Below are 13590 nucleotides of genomic sequence, written 5' to 3'. Positions count from 1 at the left end.
TCCGGGACGGCCGGGGTGCCCGCTGCCGAGGACCCTGACATGCTTGGCATGCGCACGTGAAGAAGGTGGCGGCGCAGATTGCCGAACCCTTTATTTCCGCGGCTCATTGTGAAACGGCCGTGGTGGGGACGGTGCCGGACGGGGCCCGCGCGGACGACACGGCGGCGGAGAGATTTTTCGTTATGGCCGCACGGCCACGGGGTCACCCGCAGCATGACGCACCATCACGACCGCCCGGCGGCGCGCACCTCACCGCCCGGGACCACGCCCGTACCGCCCCGGGAGCCGGTGTGCCCACGGCATCCGGCCGACAGCGAGCGGCAGGGTGTGCGGCTCGCGGATCCGTACGACACGCGGGAGGCGGCGGCGCGTTCGGCCCTGGCGAGGGTCTGGGCGCGCGTGGCTCCCCTGCTGCCCCCGCCCGCCGAGCGGCGGTCGCGGTACCCGGGCCGAAGGCCCGTGCCCGACCGGGTGGTGCTGTCCGTGGTGCTGCACGTGCTGCGTGAGGGCATCCCCTGGCACACCGCCCGCACCGGAGAACTGGGGTGCTCCGGTGTGACCGCCTGGCGCCGCCTGCGCGTCTGGGCACGGGCGGACACCTGGCCGCGGATCCGCGAGGCCGTGCTCGGCGAACTCGACGGGCCCGCCCGGCTGCGGGCCGTGCACGCCCTCGGGGCGGCGCGGTCGGGGGCGGACGGCACCGCCGCGCACCCCGGACCGGTGTCGTCCGCCGCGCCGCCGGAGCCGCGCTCCCCCTCGCCCACGGGTACGTCGCCCACGGGCGGCGAGGACGACGACGCGCTGGTCGCGGCCATCACGCGCGCGGTGGCCGCGGCGGACGAGGCGGTGCTCGGACCGCTGCTCAGGCGCCTCGCCGGTCGGGCCGACCCCCGGGTCGTGCTGCGCCTGGGCGAAGCGCTCGCCGTGGCGTCCGCGAGCGGGCTGCCCGACCGCGCGTCCCGTGCGGCTCACTACGGGCCCGCCAGCACCTCGGTCCACGCGCGCTCGCTGCCCGAGACCACCAGGCCCACGCCCACGTCGGTGAACCGGCAGTCCAGCAGGAGCTGACGCATGCGGTCCTCCGCCCATTCCCGCGCCACCGCCGCGGCGTCCTTGTCCCCGTACGCGGCGGCCTCCCCGACGGACGTCCAGGCGTACCCGGCAGCCGTCACCCGCTCCCCCACGTCGGCCGTCCGGCCGTCCGGCGGGTCGAGGGTGCCGTGCGCCGCGACGGCGCGTGCGTCGCTCTGGGCCACCCGGGTCAGCCGCGGATCGGTCCGCAGGGGTGCGCAGCCGCCGCGTGTGCGCAGCGTGTTGGTCCGGTCGAGCAGTTCGTCGCGGCTCGCGGCCTCGGCCGCCCGTGCGGTGGCGGCCGGTGTCGAGGCAGGGGTGGTACGCGTGGGGGCGGGCGCGGACGTGCGGGCGGGCGCGGGGATGGTCGCGGTCGGCCGAACGTCGGGGCTCGCGGCCGGGTCGGGGAGGGCCCGTGGCTGCGAGGCGGCGGGGGCGGCGGCCGTGGGGCGGACGGGCGGGGCGGCGTCGGGCTCCTTCTCCGGTGCCCGGTACACCGTGATCAGGAGGGCGACGGCGGCCACCGCCGCCGCGGCCGCCGTGCCCTTGGCCGCGGTGCCGGGCCGGACGGCGCGCCACGCGGCGTCCAGCGTCCGGTGGACGGCGCCCGCCGCGTGCGCCGCGCCGCCGTGGGCGGCCAGGGCCGCCGTGCCGTGCGCCGTGAGGGGGGCGGCGTGCAGGGCGACGGGAACCGCCACCAGTCCCATCCCGGCGAGCAGTCCGTCGACCGGGAGCAGGTCCGTGGCCGACCGCGCGCATCTGTCGCATCCGCGCAGGTGGCGGGCTATGCGCTTGCGCCACAGGGAGCCGGGGGTCCCGTCCCACGTCCGGGTCAGCGCGCCCAGGGCCCGGCATCCGTCGCGGGATCCCGTCGCCCGGACGACCTGTCGGCAGACGTCCAGTTGCTCCTTGACCCGCTGCACCCGTACCCCGGTGTGGGCGCGGGAGAGCCCCAGCGCCTCGGCGACCTCCCCGCGGGTGAGTTCACCGGCCGCCTCCAGCCACCACAGCGACAGCACCTGGCGGTCGGAGGGGTCCAGCCACCGGGCCGCCTCGGCGACCTCCCGCCGCTGTCCCGACAGTCCCAGGCGCAGGACGGTCAGTTCGGCGAAGTCGCCTTCGACCGCGTCCACGGCGGCGGCGTCCAGCGGCAGCGGCCTGCGCTGGGCGACGGACCACCTCCGGCGGACCTGGTTCATGGCGATCGCCACCAGCCAGGCCCGGAACCTGGCCGGGTCCCGCAGCCCGTCGAGACCGCTCAGGGCCCGCAGCAGGGTGTCCTGTACGACGTCGTCGACGTCCGCGTGGCCGTTCAGCGCCCGTCCGACGACGTTGTAGACCAGGGGCAGATACGCGGACACCAGCCGGTCCCGCGCGGCGGGATCCCCCTGCCGGGCCGCGGCGACGAGCGCTGTCTCGTCCGTGCTCTGTTCGCGCATCAGCTTCCTTCCGGTCTCCGCACCACGGGTGCCACGACAGGGAGACCCCGCGCGAACCCTCGCACAACAGGAATCGCGGGCGCGACGCGCGTGACGTCTGTCACAGCGGCTTCCGGGCCGTCCCGGGGCAGCGGCTTTCCGGGCCGCATCTGAGGCAGCGGCCTTCCGGGCCGTTCCGGGGTGGCGAGCGGCGGCCGGGAGGGAGCAGCGCCCGGGGTGTCAGGGCGCCGGTCCGGACGCGGCGGTCAGTCCGGACGCGCGTCGGTCAGTGTGCGACGGCCTTTTCCGCCTTGGACCAGTTGGCGTGCAGCTTGTCGAGGTAGGACCGGGCCTGGCTGCCGGGCCGTACGCCGCGGGCGAAGGCCAGCATGTTGCCCGCGCCGGTGTTGTAACCCAGGGCCAGCAGTTCGTCCTCGCCGAGGGAGCCGGTCCGGTGGGCGGGCAGTTGCGCCTTGAGGTCGTGCAGGTACCACGCCGCCGCCTCGATGGCGAGGTTCCTGTCGTCGGGCAGCTCCGACCATCGCCGGTCGGCGAAGTCCCTGCCCTCCTTGACCTGGTCGAAGGTGGCGCGGTGCATGTTCGCGATGCCGAAAGCGGCGTCCGGCTTGTACTTCTGCCACGCCCGCTCGAAGGCCGGATCGTGGGGTTTGTACGCCTCGTTGCAGAGGATCGCCATCAGCAGCCGGACGCTGACACCCGCCCGGCCGGCCTGGGTGCGGACCTCGGAGGCGTAGGCGGCGGGGTCGTACGTCGCGGAAGTCCCTGACGCCGAGGGCGCCGCCGAGCCCGCCGGAGAGGACGGGTGCGAGACCGGCGTTCCCCCGGAAGGCGGGGCGTCGCTCCGGGAGAAGTGGCCCGTCCGCACCAGGGCGCAGGCCACCAGGGTGAGGACCACGGCGGGCAGCCAGAGGCGGCGCTTGGCTTTCCGGGACGTCGACATGCCACCTTCTTCTCTCGCGCCCCGTCTTCGACCGATGACGCACGTGTACGGGAGGACGGACGGCCTCCCGGTCCCGGCCCCGGCCCCGGACGGCGGGCGGACCCGCTTGCCCCGCCGCCGGAGTCCGGGGCCGGGCGCCGGAATCTGGGGCCGTCGTCCGATCAGTCCTCGTAGTAGTTGTTGACGACCACGTCGGGCTCGTCGTCGTCGAACGCCTCGTTCAGCAGGGCGCCTCCGACGAGACCGGCCGCACCCGCACCGATGAGGGCCCCGGTGCCGAAGCGGCGGCCGCCGCCCTGCTGCTGTGCGTGCTGGTCCTGGTACGGCTGACCATATCCCTGCTGGGGGTAACCCGGTTGGGGGTACCCCTGCTGCGGATAGCCCTGTTGGGGATAGCCCTGCGGCGCACCGGTCTGCGGGTACCCCTGCTGGGGCGGGGTGTAGAAGGGCGGCGCGGTGCTCTGCACCCGCTGGGCGCAGCCGCCGCACACCTGCACGGGCCGGGGCACGCCCCACTGCGGGGACCAGGTCACGGTCGTCTCACCGGGGCCGTGGTGGGGGTCGAAGAAACATGTCACGGGGGAACTCCCTGAGGGTTGCGGTGATACTGCCGCCGCCGGGGCGGCCGGGGAGAAGAGGGTCGGTGTCGGCGCAGGTGCCGTGGGCGCCGGTGGAACGTGGGCGGGCGGCGTGTGCACCGGTGGCGGAGGCGCCGGGTACGCGGCCCGGTCCGGAGCCGGAGAAGGAGACAGGGCCGGGGCCGGGGCCGCCGGGGGCGGTTCCTCCAGGACGCCCACGCCGTAGTCGGTGGCGATACCGGCGAGCCCGGCGGTGTACCCCTGGCCGACCGCACGGAACTTCCACCGCGCGCCGTGCCGGTACAGCTCGCCGAAGACCAGCGCGGTCTCGGCGGACAGGCCGCCGGGCGCGAGGTCGTAGCGGGCCAGTTCCGTGCCGCTGTCCCGGTCCAGGACACGGATGTGCGCGCGCCGCACCTGCCCGAAGGACTGGCCGCGGCTCGCGGCCTCGTAGAGGGAGACCGGGAAGACGATCTTCTCGATCTCGGCGGGGACCCGCGTGAGGTCGACCTCGATCCGCTGGTCGTCCTCGCCGACGGGGCCGCCGCTGCCGCTGTGGCGGACCGAACCGTCCGGGCTGGTCAGGTTGTTGAAGAAGACGAAGTACTCGTCGGAGGGCACCTTTCCCGACTTGTCGCACAGCAGGGCGCTGGCGTCCGGTTCGTATCCCGTGTCCGCCTGCCAGCCCAGCCCGACCGACACAGCAGTCAGACCCGGGGCCCGCTCGCTCAGCGACACATTGCCGCCCTTGGTCAGGGTCACGCTCATCCACGTCCTCCGCGACTGCTCACGCTCTCGAATCCACCACGGTCAACGGCCCCGAGGGCCCGTCAGTTCCTCAGTTGCGCAATCAAAATGATGAATCCTTCTCCTCCGCCTCCCGGCCGCCCCTTCCCCGCCGCGCGTCGGCGCATGACCTCTCCTGCGCCGTCCGGGGGACGCATGGGCATCAGCGCGCCCGCCCGGTGGTAGGTCTGGCCGGTGTCCGGACACATCGGTCGGCCCGGACCCGGTCACCCGGCGACGGTCAGGAGCGAACAATGCCCTCAGCCTCCACGGCTCGGTACGCCGACGGCGACCGGCTGCCTCTGCGCACACGCTGGCGCCGGGTGCTCGACGAGCACACCGTGCCCACCCAGCGCTCGCTCATGGCGGCCTGGCTCGGCTTCGGCTGCACCTTCGGCACCGTGCGGCTGATCACCCACGGCATCCGGGGCGGCTGGCTTCCCTGGGGCAACATCTCCACCGGCGGGACGCATCTGCACCACTACAACTTCGGTATCGCCACACTCGCGGGTGTCGGGCTGGTGGCCGTGCGCGGCGACCGGGCCTACGTCGGCCACCCGGCGCTGGGCGCCGCGTACGGCGCGGGTTCGGCGCTCATCGCCGACGAGTTCGCCCTGCTGCTCGATCTCAAGGACGTGTACTGGGCCCGGCAGGGGCGTGTCAGCGTGGACGTCTCCCTGGGCATCCTCAGCACCCTGGGTCTCTATCTGACCGCCGCGCCGTTCTGGCACGAGATCACCAAGGTCACCCGCGACCACCTGCGCGCACGGGCCGCCGTCGGGTTCTGAGCGAGACCGTGCTCTGAACGCGACGGTGTTCTGAACGAGCCGGCGTTCTGAAGGCGACGATGCTCTGAACGCGGCAGCGCGCGTCGGCGGCCCGCGGCGACGAGGCGGCGCGCGGTCCGGGCGCTCCGGCTCCCGGCCCCGGGCGTCTACTTCTGCCGTCCTGCCGGGCGCTCCTCCCGGTAGCCGTCGGCCTGGACGGTGAACAGCCGGGCGTAGGTGCCCCCGCCCGCCAGGAGTGTGTCGTGGGTGCCTTCCTCGGTGATCCGGCCCTCGCGGAGCACGACGATCCGGTCGGCGTCACGGACCGCGCCGAGCCGGTGCGAGACGAGCAGGCTCGTACGGTCGGACCGGTACCGGGTGAGCCTCAGGTGGAGGTCGTGTTCGGCCTCCGCGTCCAGCCCGGAGCTCGGCTCGTCGAGGATCAGCAGATCGGGGGCCGGCCGCAGGAAGGCGCGGGCCACAGCGAGCCGCTGCCACTGGCCGCCCGAGAGCGACGTGCCCGTGTCCGGGTCGTGGCTCTGGCCGTCGGCGAAGATCCTGCTCAGAAAGGTGTCGAAGCCGCGCGGCAACGCGTCGAGCGTCCCGTCGACGCCGGCCTGCCGGGCCGCCGCACGGAGCCGTGGCCGGTCGCCGAGCGCCCGGACGTCGCCGACAGCGATGTTCTCGGCGGCGGTCAGGTCGTAGTGCATGTAGTCCTGGAACACGGCGCCGAGCCGGCGGCGCAGTTCCTGCGCGGGGACCCGCCGGATGTCCAGGCCGTCCCACAGCACCGCGCCCCGGGTCGGCTCGTAGAACCGGCACAGCAGCTTCACGAGGGTGCTCTTGCCCGCTCCGTTGGGTCCGACGAGAGCGACGGCCCGGCCGTGCGGGATGAAGAGGTCCACCCCGCGCAGCACCCAGGGATGGTGGTCGTCGTACCGGAACCAGACGTCCCGGAACTCGATGCCCTCACGCAGCTCCGGCAGCTCTCGCCGGGCCCCGGACCGCGGGGGATCCGGCGGCCGGTGGACGACGGGGTGCGCGCCGTCCAGCGCCGCGGCCGGTTCCGGGGCGGCTGCGACGACGGCGAAGTAGTGGCGCAGCATCAGCAGCAGGTGGTGCAGGTCGGCCAGGGACCGGACGAGGCCGGACTGGGCGGCCTGGACACCGGCGACTCCGGCGACGAACATCGAGACGTCACCGACCGTCAGCTGCCCGTGCCGTGCCGCGAGTGCCGCCCAGACCAGTCCGGCGCCGCCGACCAGCCCGCCGAGCAGGGCCAGGGCGCCCTGGGTGGCGAGCTCGCGCCGGTCGGCCGACCGGCGTTCGGCGTCCGCGGCGCGCCGCTCGCCGAGCATCCGGTCCCGGAAGAACCCGCCGGCGTCGAAGAGCCGGATCTCCTTGGCCGCGTCCAGGTTGCAGAGCAGCAGTTGGTAGAAGACCTCTCTGCGCTGGGCCGCGTTGATGCGCCAGTCGCTCAGTGCCCGGCGGCGGGAGAGCCTGAGCTCGGCCAGCAGCCCCGGCAGCGCGGCGGCCGTCACCACGGCGGTCATGGCGGGACTCACCATCCACAGGGCGCCGACGAAACCGGCCGCGGTGAGAATGCCGCCGAGAATCCGCAGCCCGGACCGGACGGTGCCGCCGATGGCCTGGGCGCCCGCGGACTGGGCCATCCTCAGCCGGTCCTGGAAGGCGGGGTTCTCCAGCCGGGACAGTCCGGTGAAGGAGTTGACGACGGTGAAGAGCGTGTCGAGTGCGGTCAGACCGGCGGCCCGGCCCAGGTGGTTGCCCGCGAACGTGGTGAGAGGTGGTACGAGCGCCGCCGCCAGGCCGAGCCCGGCGAGGGCCAGGGCGAGTCCGAGGAGGGCGCCGCCGTCCGCCCCGACGAGCCGGTCCAGTACGAGCCGGGTCACCCAGGCCGCGGCGACCGGCAGACCGGATGCCGCGACGGTGAGGGCGACCAGGGCCGCCGTGCCCTGGGGCGAAGCGCGCCAGGCCGACGCGGCGGCCCTGCGGGCCGAGGCGAGCGCTTCGAGCGGCCGCAGTCTCTCCTCGGCCCGGGTCATGCGCCGGCCTCGGCCGGTTCCGCCGGGCGGGCCTCCCGCTCCGCTCGGTGGGGCAGGGTCCGGCCGCTGTTCGCGACCCGTCCGCCGCGGCCCATCTCGACGTAGGCGGGCACGCCGGTCAGGGCGAACGCGTCCGTCAGCTCGTCCCCGAGGTCGCAGACGACGACCCGGGCGACCGGTGCCAGCCGTTCCAGGTACGCGCGGACGCCGTCGCCCGCGGCGTCCTTGCCCGCATCGCGCACCACGACCGCCAGGACGCGTCCGGGGCCGTGTCCGCCGGCCCGCTCGGCCACCAGGGGCAGCAGTTCCTCGCAGGCCGGGCATCCCGGTGACAGGAAAGTGACCAGTTGCCCCTCGGGCAGGTCGTCCCGGGTGAGGGCGCCGCCCTCGGTGTCACGTGCGGAGAAGGAGCCGAGGGTGGCACCGGCGGCCAGGACCGGGCGGGGGACGTCCGGCGACCGGCTGTCCACTCCGTCCGCCCGCCGGGACAGGCGCCGGATCACTCCGTAGGTCAGTACCAGGTTGAGGACGCAGAGCAGTCCGACGAGCACGACGCTCGCGATCAGCCAGTCCATGAGGGGTCGCCCTTTCCTGTGACGAGGGGTGGCCGCGCCCCGGCGGCCGGGATCCGCTCGGGTGCCGTGCGCGGCAGGCGGCGGACGACGACACCGATGATCTGCTCGGCGCGGAAGTAGCCGCAGAAGCGGGAGTCGAGGCTTTCCCCGGGGTTGTCGCCGAGCAGGACGATCCGGCCCCGTGGCACCCGCTCCTCAGGGAGGTTGCGCAGGGCCGGCGCACCGTCGCGCGGCACCGGGTCCCCGGGTACGGCCGCCGCCCGCTTGATCATCCAGCGTGACGGGCCGACGGCGCCCCGACGCCCGTCGGCGGGCGGCCTGGTGACGACGAGCCGTCCCGCCGCGATGGCGGCGAGCCGCACGCGGTGGACCAGCACGCGGTCGCCGTCGGCGAGCGCGGGCACCATGCTGGACCCTTCCACCGTCACCACGAGGTAGCGGCTGCGGATCAGCGCGACCGGGATCAGGCAGGCCGCCGGTACGGCCCACAGGGCTGCCGTGGCCGCCTTCACCGGGTCGGCTCCGCGGTGGTGTCGACCGGGGCGTCCGTCGCCGTGAAGAGGTTCACCAGATCGTCCAGGGTCACCGTGACCAGGGCGAGGACGGCCGACACGCCGATGGTCAGCAGGAGCTGCGCCGACGGGGCCGCGCCCGCGTGCGGCGCGGCCGGTGCCGCCGCCGTTCCGGCGAGGGCGACGGTGACGAGGATCAGGTTGCGTCCCACGTGCCGGGGCGCGATCCGTGCCGCGCCGGAGCCGAAGCAGTGGCAGGCGGTGCTCACCTCCCGGCGCAGCGCCCCGGCGAGTCCGGCCGTGAAGGCCAGCAGCAGCAGCGCGGCGAGAGCGAAGCCCGCGACGGCGGACGCCGGAACGGCCAACAGGACGACCACCGCCGCCTCGGCCGCGACCACCGCCGCGGCGACCGGTGCCGTACGGCGCCGAAGGGCGGGCACCAGGTGCCCCACCGCCTCGCGGAAGTCTCCGTAGGCGTCGGCGCCGCGTGCCTTGCCCAGGACGGAGCACAGAAAGACCAGGCCGAGGAGGACCCGGCCGCCGACGACCGTGCAGTCGACCGGATGATGCACAGCGATCCCAACCTTTCACCGGGCGGGGCGCGTCCGCGACGGCGGGCGCCCCGCGGACAGGGCTTCCGTCCGGACCGGGTCCGGCTTGCGAACCGGCCCGGTCCGGACGGGAGACAAGTGGTCCAGGTGCGCGAGTGATGTCCGTGTCTCCGCCCGGCACCTGCCGCGCGGGACCCGGATCAGGTGTCCCGCGGCCTCTCGTCACCGGGGGACGTCACGCACCGGGCTGTGTGCGGTCAGCAGCCGCCGCAGGTGATGCGCTGCTTGTCGTTGCACGGGTCGACCTCGTACAGGCCGTTCCGGTTCTTGCCGCAGTGGTTCTTGAAGCAGCCTTCGTACTGCCAGCACGAGAGGGCCGCCGCGGCCTTCTTCGGAGCCACCAGGTCCATCAGCCGGTCGGACATGGTCTGGAGTCGGATGCGCATGAAGTGCTCCTGGTCTCTTGGGTGGTTGGCGAGGACGGTGCGAAAGGTGCGCCGGTCCCGTCCGGTGCGTGGAGCACGGAGCGGGCCGGCAGCACAGAGCCTGCTGAGCCGGGCGCGCTCAGGCAACGGATCTTCCCTGTCCCGGACAGGGGCCGGGCTGTCCGGGCCGGTCAGGGCCCCTGTCCGGGAACGTCCCGGACAGTCGGGATTGACAAGATCGGTCGTTGTGGGGGGTGCCGGGGCCGCAGCAGTATGTGGGGCATGGAGAAGGAGAGCGGCTTACCGCCGGTCGGCGCCTGTGACGCGGCCGGTCTGAGCGAGGCGATGCGACGGCTCAAGGAGCGCTCGGGGCTGACCTTCCGCGAGCTGGAGGAGCGGGCCGCGAGGGGCGGTGACGTACTGGCGCGCAGCACCCTGGCGGACGTGCTGCGGCGGCGGACGCTGCCGCGTCCCGAACTGCTCGCCGCGTTCGTCCGCGCGTGCGGGCAGGGGGACCGTGTCGGTGTCTGGCTGGAGCTGCGCGAACGCATCGCGGCGCAGGGGCCCGTGGAGGCCGTCGTCACCGACGTGGGGGCCACTGGCACCCCGGTCACGGGCACCGTTTCCGACCGTCCGCCGTCGCGGCGGCTCCGGTTCCGTGCCGTAGGGGCGGCCGCCTGCGCGCTCGCCGCCGTGCTGCTCGCGCTGGGTGTCCGGGTGCTGCTCCCGGACGGCTCCGGCGGCCCGGACGCTTCCGGCCGCCCCGTCGACGGCTGGGTCACCATCCGCCCCGCCCGCACCCCCGCGCTCTGCCTCACCGACGGCCGCGACCGGGGCGGGGCCTATCCGAACGCCGTCGCCGTCCAGCTCCCCTGCGCCCAGGCCCCCGTGCCGCGCACCTATCTCGAACCGGCCGGGCAAGGTCTCTACCGCATCCAGTGGCACCACCCGCAAGAAGGGAAGGGCTGTCTGACGGTCATGCGCAACGGCCCGGTGAAGGGGATGCTCGAACCCTGGAACGACTGCGGCCGGGCCACCGTCTTCCGGGTGGAAGCCACCGCGTCCGGCGGTGCCGGGGGCTTCCGGCTCCGCCCGGCAGGCGGCGACGGCTGCATCGGCATCACCGCGAACGACGTCGCCACGGGAGCCGAGGCGGTCGAGGAACGGTGTACCGGCGCGGCCGACCAGCGGTTCCTCATCCGGACCGGCTGACGGTCCGCGGCGGTCGCCCGCTCCCCCGCCGTGGCCGCGTCGCCGTCCGCGCGCTGCGGCAGGGCGGGTTCGCGGGCACGTACGGCCGCACGGACGGCGCTGATCGGGGTCCGGGCCTCCGCCGGATCAGCCCCGGCCCCGGCCGCGTCCCCGCCCCCGGCCGGGGGACGGGGCGTCGGCGAGTCCGGCCGGCAGGTCCTGTTCCACCCAGAGGGTCTTGCCGTGGCGGGTGTAGCGGCTGCCCCAGCGGGTGGTGAGCTGGGCGACGAGATACAGGCCGCGGCCGCCCTCGTCGGTCAGCCGGGCCCGGCGCATCCGGGGCTGGGTCGCGCTCGGGTCGGACACCTCGCAGGTCAGGCACTCGGCGAGGATGAGCCGCACCTGCAAGGGGCCGCCCGCGTAGCGGATGGCGTTGGTGACCAGTTCGCTGAGCACCAGCTCGGTGGTGAAGACCAGCTCCTCCAGGCCCCACTCGCGCAGCCGTCCGCTCGCCAGCTCGCGCACCTTGGCGACCGCCGCCGGGTCGGCCTCCAGGGACCAGACGGCCGTGTCCGCCGCGGGGACGCGCCGGGTGCGCGCGAGCAGCAGGGTGACGTCGTCGGCCAGCTCGTGCGCCGGCAGGTCGGCCACGACCTCGGCGACCGCCTCCCGCAGGGGCAGGTCCGGGGCGCGGGCACCGGCCAGCCGCCGGGCCAGCTCGGCCATCCCGCCGTCCAGGTCGCCGCCGATCTCTTCGAGCAGGCCGTCGGTGCACAGGGCCAGGATGCTGCCGGGCCGCAGTTCGACCTCGGTCGCCTCGAAGGGCACTCCGCTGACACCGAGCGGCGGGCCGGGGCTGACCGGCACGTACGTGACCCGGCCGTCCGGGTCGACCACGGCGGGCGGCGGGTGTCCGGCGGAGGCGACCGCGCACCGCCCGGACACCGCGTCGTAGACGGCGTAGACGCAGGTCCCGCCGATGGCCAGCGGCCGCCACTCGGCGCCCTCCGGCTCGCCGTCCTCGACGACCAGTTCGGCGACGAGATCGTCGAGGTGGACGAGCAGTTCCTCCGGGTCCAGATCGAGGTCGGCGAGGGTGCGGACGGCGGTGCGCAGCCGGCCCATGGTGGCGCTGGCGCCCAGACCGTGCCCGACGACGTCACCGGCGACCAGGGCGACCCGGGCCGAGGAGAGCGGGATGACGTCGAACCAGTCGCCGCCGACGCCGGTGGAGGAGTCGGCGGGCAGATAGGCACCGGCCGTGGTCACGGCGGCGTTGCCCGCCTCGGACGGCGGCAGCAGGCTGCGTTGCAGGCCGACCGCCGCCCGGTGCTCGCGGGTGTAGCTGCGGGCGTTGTCCAGGGCGAGGGAGGCGCGGGCGGCGATCTCGCGCAGCAGGTCCAGGTCGGCGGCCTCGTAGGCGCCCCGGTGCGGTGCGCGCCGTACCGTGACATGGCCGAGGAGGATGCCCCGGGCGCGCAGCGGGGCGGTCAGCTCCGGTGGTGCGGCGGCGCCGGGGCCGGTGGTCTCCTCGCGGGCGGCCAGGACGGCGCCGCTGACGGTGAGGCCGTCACGGGTGGCGGTGGTGCGCCGCAGCAGGAGCCTGCCGTCGGGTTCGACGGCGGGTTCGGCGCCCGAGAAGACGGCTTCGGCGATCTCGACGACGGCGGTGTCGGCCAGGTCGGGCACCAGCACGGCGGCCAGTTCCTCGCCCGTGCCGGTGACGGACAGGAGTCCCCCGACGGCGGCCGTGGCGCGGTGCAGGAGTTCGAGGCGGGCGCGCGAGCGGTGCAGTTCGGTGATGTCGGTGAACAGGGCGGTCAGTCCGATCACACGGCCGTCCGGCGCCTGGAGGCCGAACGCCGAGAGGTCCATCACGACCCCGCCGCGCGGGTCGTCCAGCGTCCGCGCCAGCACCTCGCAGCGGACCAGCGGGCGGCCGGTCTCCAGCACCCGGCGCAGGTTCCGTTCGATCTCGGCGGCGTCCTCGGGCATCAGGAAGCCGCCCAGAGCCTGGCCGGTGAGGTCGGGCGGGACTCCGGTGTACGGCAGGAAGTGGATGTTGGTGCGCATCAGCCGGAGCCGGTCGTCGAAGACGGCGAGGCCCACCCGGTCCTGCCGGAACAGCCCCCGGGTGAGGGCGCGGTCCTGACGCCAGTGGGAGACCTCCGTGGCGGCCGCGCACAGGACCAGGCAGCGGGCCTTCCCGCTGTCCGTCGCCCCGGCCCCCTCGTCTCTCTCCTCCCCCTCGGCCCCTTCGTCCCTCTCGTCGCTCTTCTCGTCCCCGCTCAGGGGGAGCACCCGGAAGACGACCTTCTGTTCGCTTCCCGAGGCGTGCCGGAGCACGGCCTCGCCGTACCAGGAGGCGCCGCTGTCGCGGTCCGGTGGGGGCGCGGGCCGGATGTCCGGGTCCCGCAGCAGGCCCCACACGGGCCGGCCGCAGACGTCCTCGGCCCGGTGGCCCAGCAGGTCCTCGGCGGCCGGCGTCCAGCCGACGACGACGCCCCGCCCGTCGAGAACGACGCCGGCCATGCTGTCGGCGAACGGAAAGAGCTGGCTCTCCATAGACGCACCTCGGGGGCTTCCGGTCCCTTACATGGTCTGCCGGATCCGGCCCCGGCGCACCGGCAGCCGCCCGGTAGAAGCCGGGGCGCGGGCCGGGGCGCGGGCCGCGCGGGCGTGCGCTCCG

General features: G+C 74.9%; 12 protein-coding genes. 3 read left to right on the top strand and 9 right to left on the bottom strand.

What is annotated here, in order from left to right:
- The first annotated feature begins 213 nt into the window (after positions 1–213).
- Positions 214–1068, top strand: a complete 855-nt coding sequence (locus tag ACWDYF_RS28125; RefSeq protein WP_389469264.1) for a transposase — start codon at positions 214–216, stop codon at positions 1066–1068.
- On the opposite strand, the gene ACWDYF_RS28120 is transcribed toward ACWDYF_RS28125, so the two are convergent.
- The 3 genes from ACWDYF_RS28120 to ACWDYF_RS28110 form a co-directional block, all read right to left on the bottom strand.
- A complete protein-coding gene (locus ACWDYF_RS28120; RefSeq protein WP_389469261.1) occupies positions 972–2510 on the bottom strand; it encodes a sigma-70 family RNA polymerase sigma factor in 1539 nt (512 codons plus the stop codon). The two genes, ACWDYF_RS28125 and ACWDYF_RS28120, sit on opposite strands and share 97 nt — an antisense overlap.
- Positions 2511–2775: 265 nt before the next feature.
- Positions 2776–3450: a lytic transglycosylase domain-containing protein gene (locus ACWDYF_RS28115; RefSeq protein WP_389469259.1), complete on the bottom strand. Its 675-nt coding sequence runs from the start codon at positions 3448–3450 to the stop codon at positions 2776–2778.
- A gap of 161 nt (positions 3451–3611) precedes the next feature.
- Positions 3612–4796, bottom strand: a complete 1185-nt coding sequence (locus ACWDYF_RS28110) for a TerD family protein (RefSeq protein WP_389469256.1) — start codon at positions 4794–4796, stop codon at positions 3612–3614.
- 272 nt (positions 4797–5068) lie between these two features.
- On the opposite strand from ACWDYF_RS28110, the gene ACWDYF_RS28105 reads away from it, so the two are divergent.
- Positions 5069–5602: a hypothetical protein gene (locus ACWDYF_RS28105; RefSeq protein ID WP_381744499.1), complete on the top strand. Its 534-nt coding sequence runs from the start codon at positions 5069–5071 to the stop codon at positions 5600–5602.
- Between the two features lie 146 nt (positions 5603–5748).
- Here ACWDYF_RS28105 and ACWDYF_RS28100 read toward each other — a convergent pair whose 3' ends face one another.
- The 5 genes from ACWDYF_RS28100 to ACWDYF_RS28080 form a co-directional block, all read right to left on the bottom strand.
- Positions 5749–7647: an ABC transporter ATP-binding protein gene (locus ACWDYF_RS28100; protein WP_389469253.1), complete on the bottom strand. Its 1899-nt coding sequence runs from the start codon at positions 7645–7647 to the stop codon at positions 5749–5751.
- Entirely contained in the window at positions 7644–8222 is a 579-nt protein-coding gene (locus tag ACWDYF_RS28095) for a TlpA family protein disulfide reductase (RefSeq protein WP_389469250.1), read from the bottom strand. The genes ACWDYF_RS28100 and ACWDYF_RS28095 overlap by 4 nt, the downstream gene beginning before the upstream one ends.
- Positions 8210–8734, bottom strand: coding sequence for a S26 family signal peptidase (locus tag ACWDYF_RS28090; protein ID WP_389469247.1), 525 nt, complete (start codon positions 8732–8734; stop codon positions 8210–8212). Before ACWDYF_RS28090 ends, ACWDYF_RS28095 begins: the two co-directional genes overlap by 13 nt.
- Positions 8731–9306: a MauE/DoxX family redox-associated membrane protein gene (locus tag ACWDYF_RS28085; RefSeq protein ID WP_389469245.1), complete on the bottom strand. Its 576-nt coding sequence runs from the start codon at positions 9304–9306 to the stop codon at positions 8731–8733. Before ACWDYF_RS28085 ends, ACWDYF_RS28090 begins: the two co-directional genes overlap by 4 nt.
- Before the next feature lie 236 nt (positions 9307–9542).
- Complete coding sequence (locus tag ACWDYF_RS28080; protein WP_389469243.1) at positions 9543–9731, bottom strand: hypothetical protein; 189 nt, start codon at positions 9729–9731, stop codon at positions 9543–9545.
- 261 nt (positions 9732–9992) lie between these two features.
- Between ACWDYF_RS28080 and ACWDYF_RS28075 the strand changes: the two genes are divergently transcribed.
- Positions 9993–10922, top strand: a complete 930-nt coding sequence (locus ACWDYF_RS28075) for a helix-turn-helix domain-containing protein (protein ID WP_389469240.1) — start codon at positions 9993–9995, stop codon at positions 10920–10922.
- A 126-nt stretch (positions 10923–11048) separates the two neighbouring features.
- Here the strand turns inward: ACWDYF_RS28075 and ACWDYF_RS28070 are convergent, their stop codons facing one another.
- On the bottom strand, positions 11049–13466 hold the full coding sequence (locus ACWDYF_RS28070; RefSeq protein WP_389469237.1) for a SpoIIE family protein phosphatase: 2418 nt from the start codon (positions 13464–13466) through the stop codon (positions 11049–11051).
- Between the last annotated feature and the right edge of the window lie 124 nt (positions 13467–13590).

The sequence above is a fragment of the Streptomyces sp. NPDC003284 genome (assembly GCF_053589675.1).
Note: the sequence above shows the minus strand (reverse complement) of the source record. Positions and strands in the feature narration are given on the sequence as shown.

Excerpts from the sequence above, each read along its gene's own strand:
- ACWDYF_RS28125 (WP_389469264.1), top strand. The coding sequence starts at position 214 with ATGACGCACCATCACGACCGCCCGGCGGCGCGCACCTCACCGCCCGGG.
- ACWDYF_RS28120 (WP_389469261.1), bottom strand. The coding sequence starts at position 2,510 with ATGCGCGAACAGAGCACGGACGAGACAGCGCTCGTCGCCGCGGCCCGG.
- ACWDYF_RS28115 (WP_389469259.1), bottom strand. The coding sequence starts at position 3,450 with ATGTCGACGTCCCGGAAAGCCAAGCGCCGCCTCTGGCTGCCCGCCGTG.
- ACWDYF_RS28110 (WP_389469256.1), bottom strand. The coding sequence starts at position 4,796 with ATGAGCGTGACCCTGACCAAGGGCGGCAATGTGTCGCTGAGCGAGCGG.
- ACWDYF_RS28105 (WP_381744499.1), top strand. The coding sequence starts at position 5,069 with ATGCCCTCAGCCTCCACGGCTCGGTACGCCGACGGCGACCGGCTGCCT.
- ACWDYF_RS28100 (WP_389469253.1), bottom strand. The coding sequence starts at position 7,647 with ATGACCCGGGCCGAGGAGAGACTGCGGCCGCTCGAAGCGCTCGCCTCG.
- ACWDYF_RS28095 (WP_389469250.1), bottom strand. The coding sequence starts at position 8,222 with ATGGACTGGCTGATCGCGAGCGTCGTGCTCGTCGGACTGCTCTGCGTC.
- ACWDYF_RS28080 (WP_389469243.1), bottom strand. The coding sequence starts at position 9,731 with ATGCGCATCCGACTCCAGACCATGTCCGACCGGCTGATGGACCTGGTG.
- ACWDYF_RS28075 (WP_389469240.1), top strand. The coding sequence starts at position 9,993 with ATGGAGAAGGAGAGCGGCTTACCGCCGGTCGGCGCCTGTGACGCGGCC.
- ACWDYF_RS28070 (WP_389469237.1), bottom strand. The coding sequence starts at position 13,466 with ATGGAGAGCCAGCTCTTTCCGTTCGCCGACAGCATGGCCGGCGTCGTT.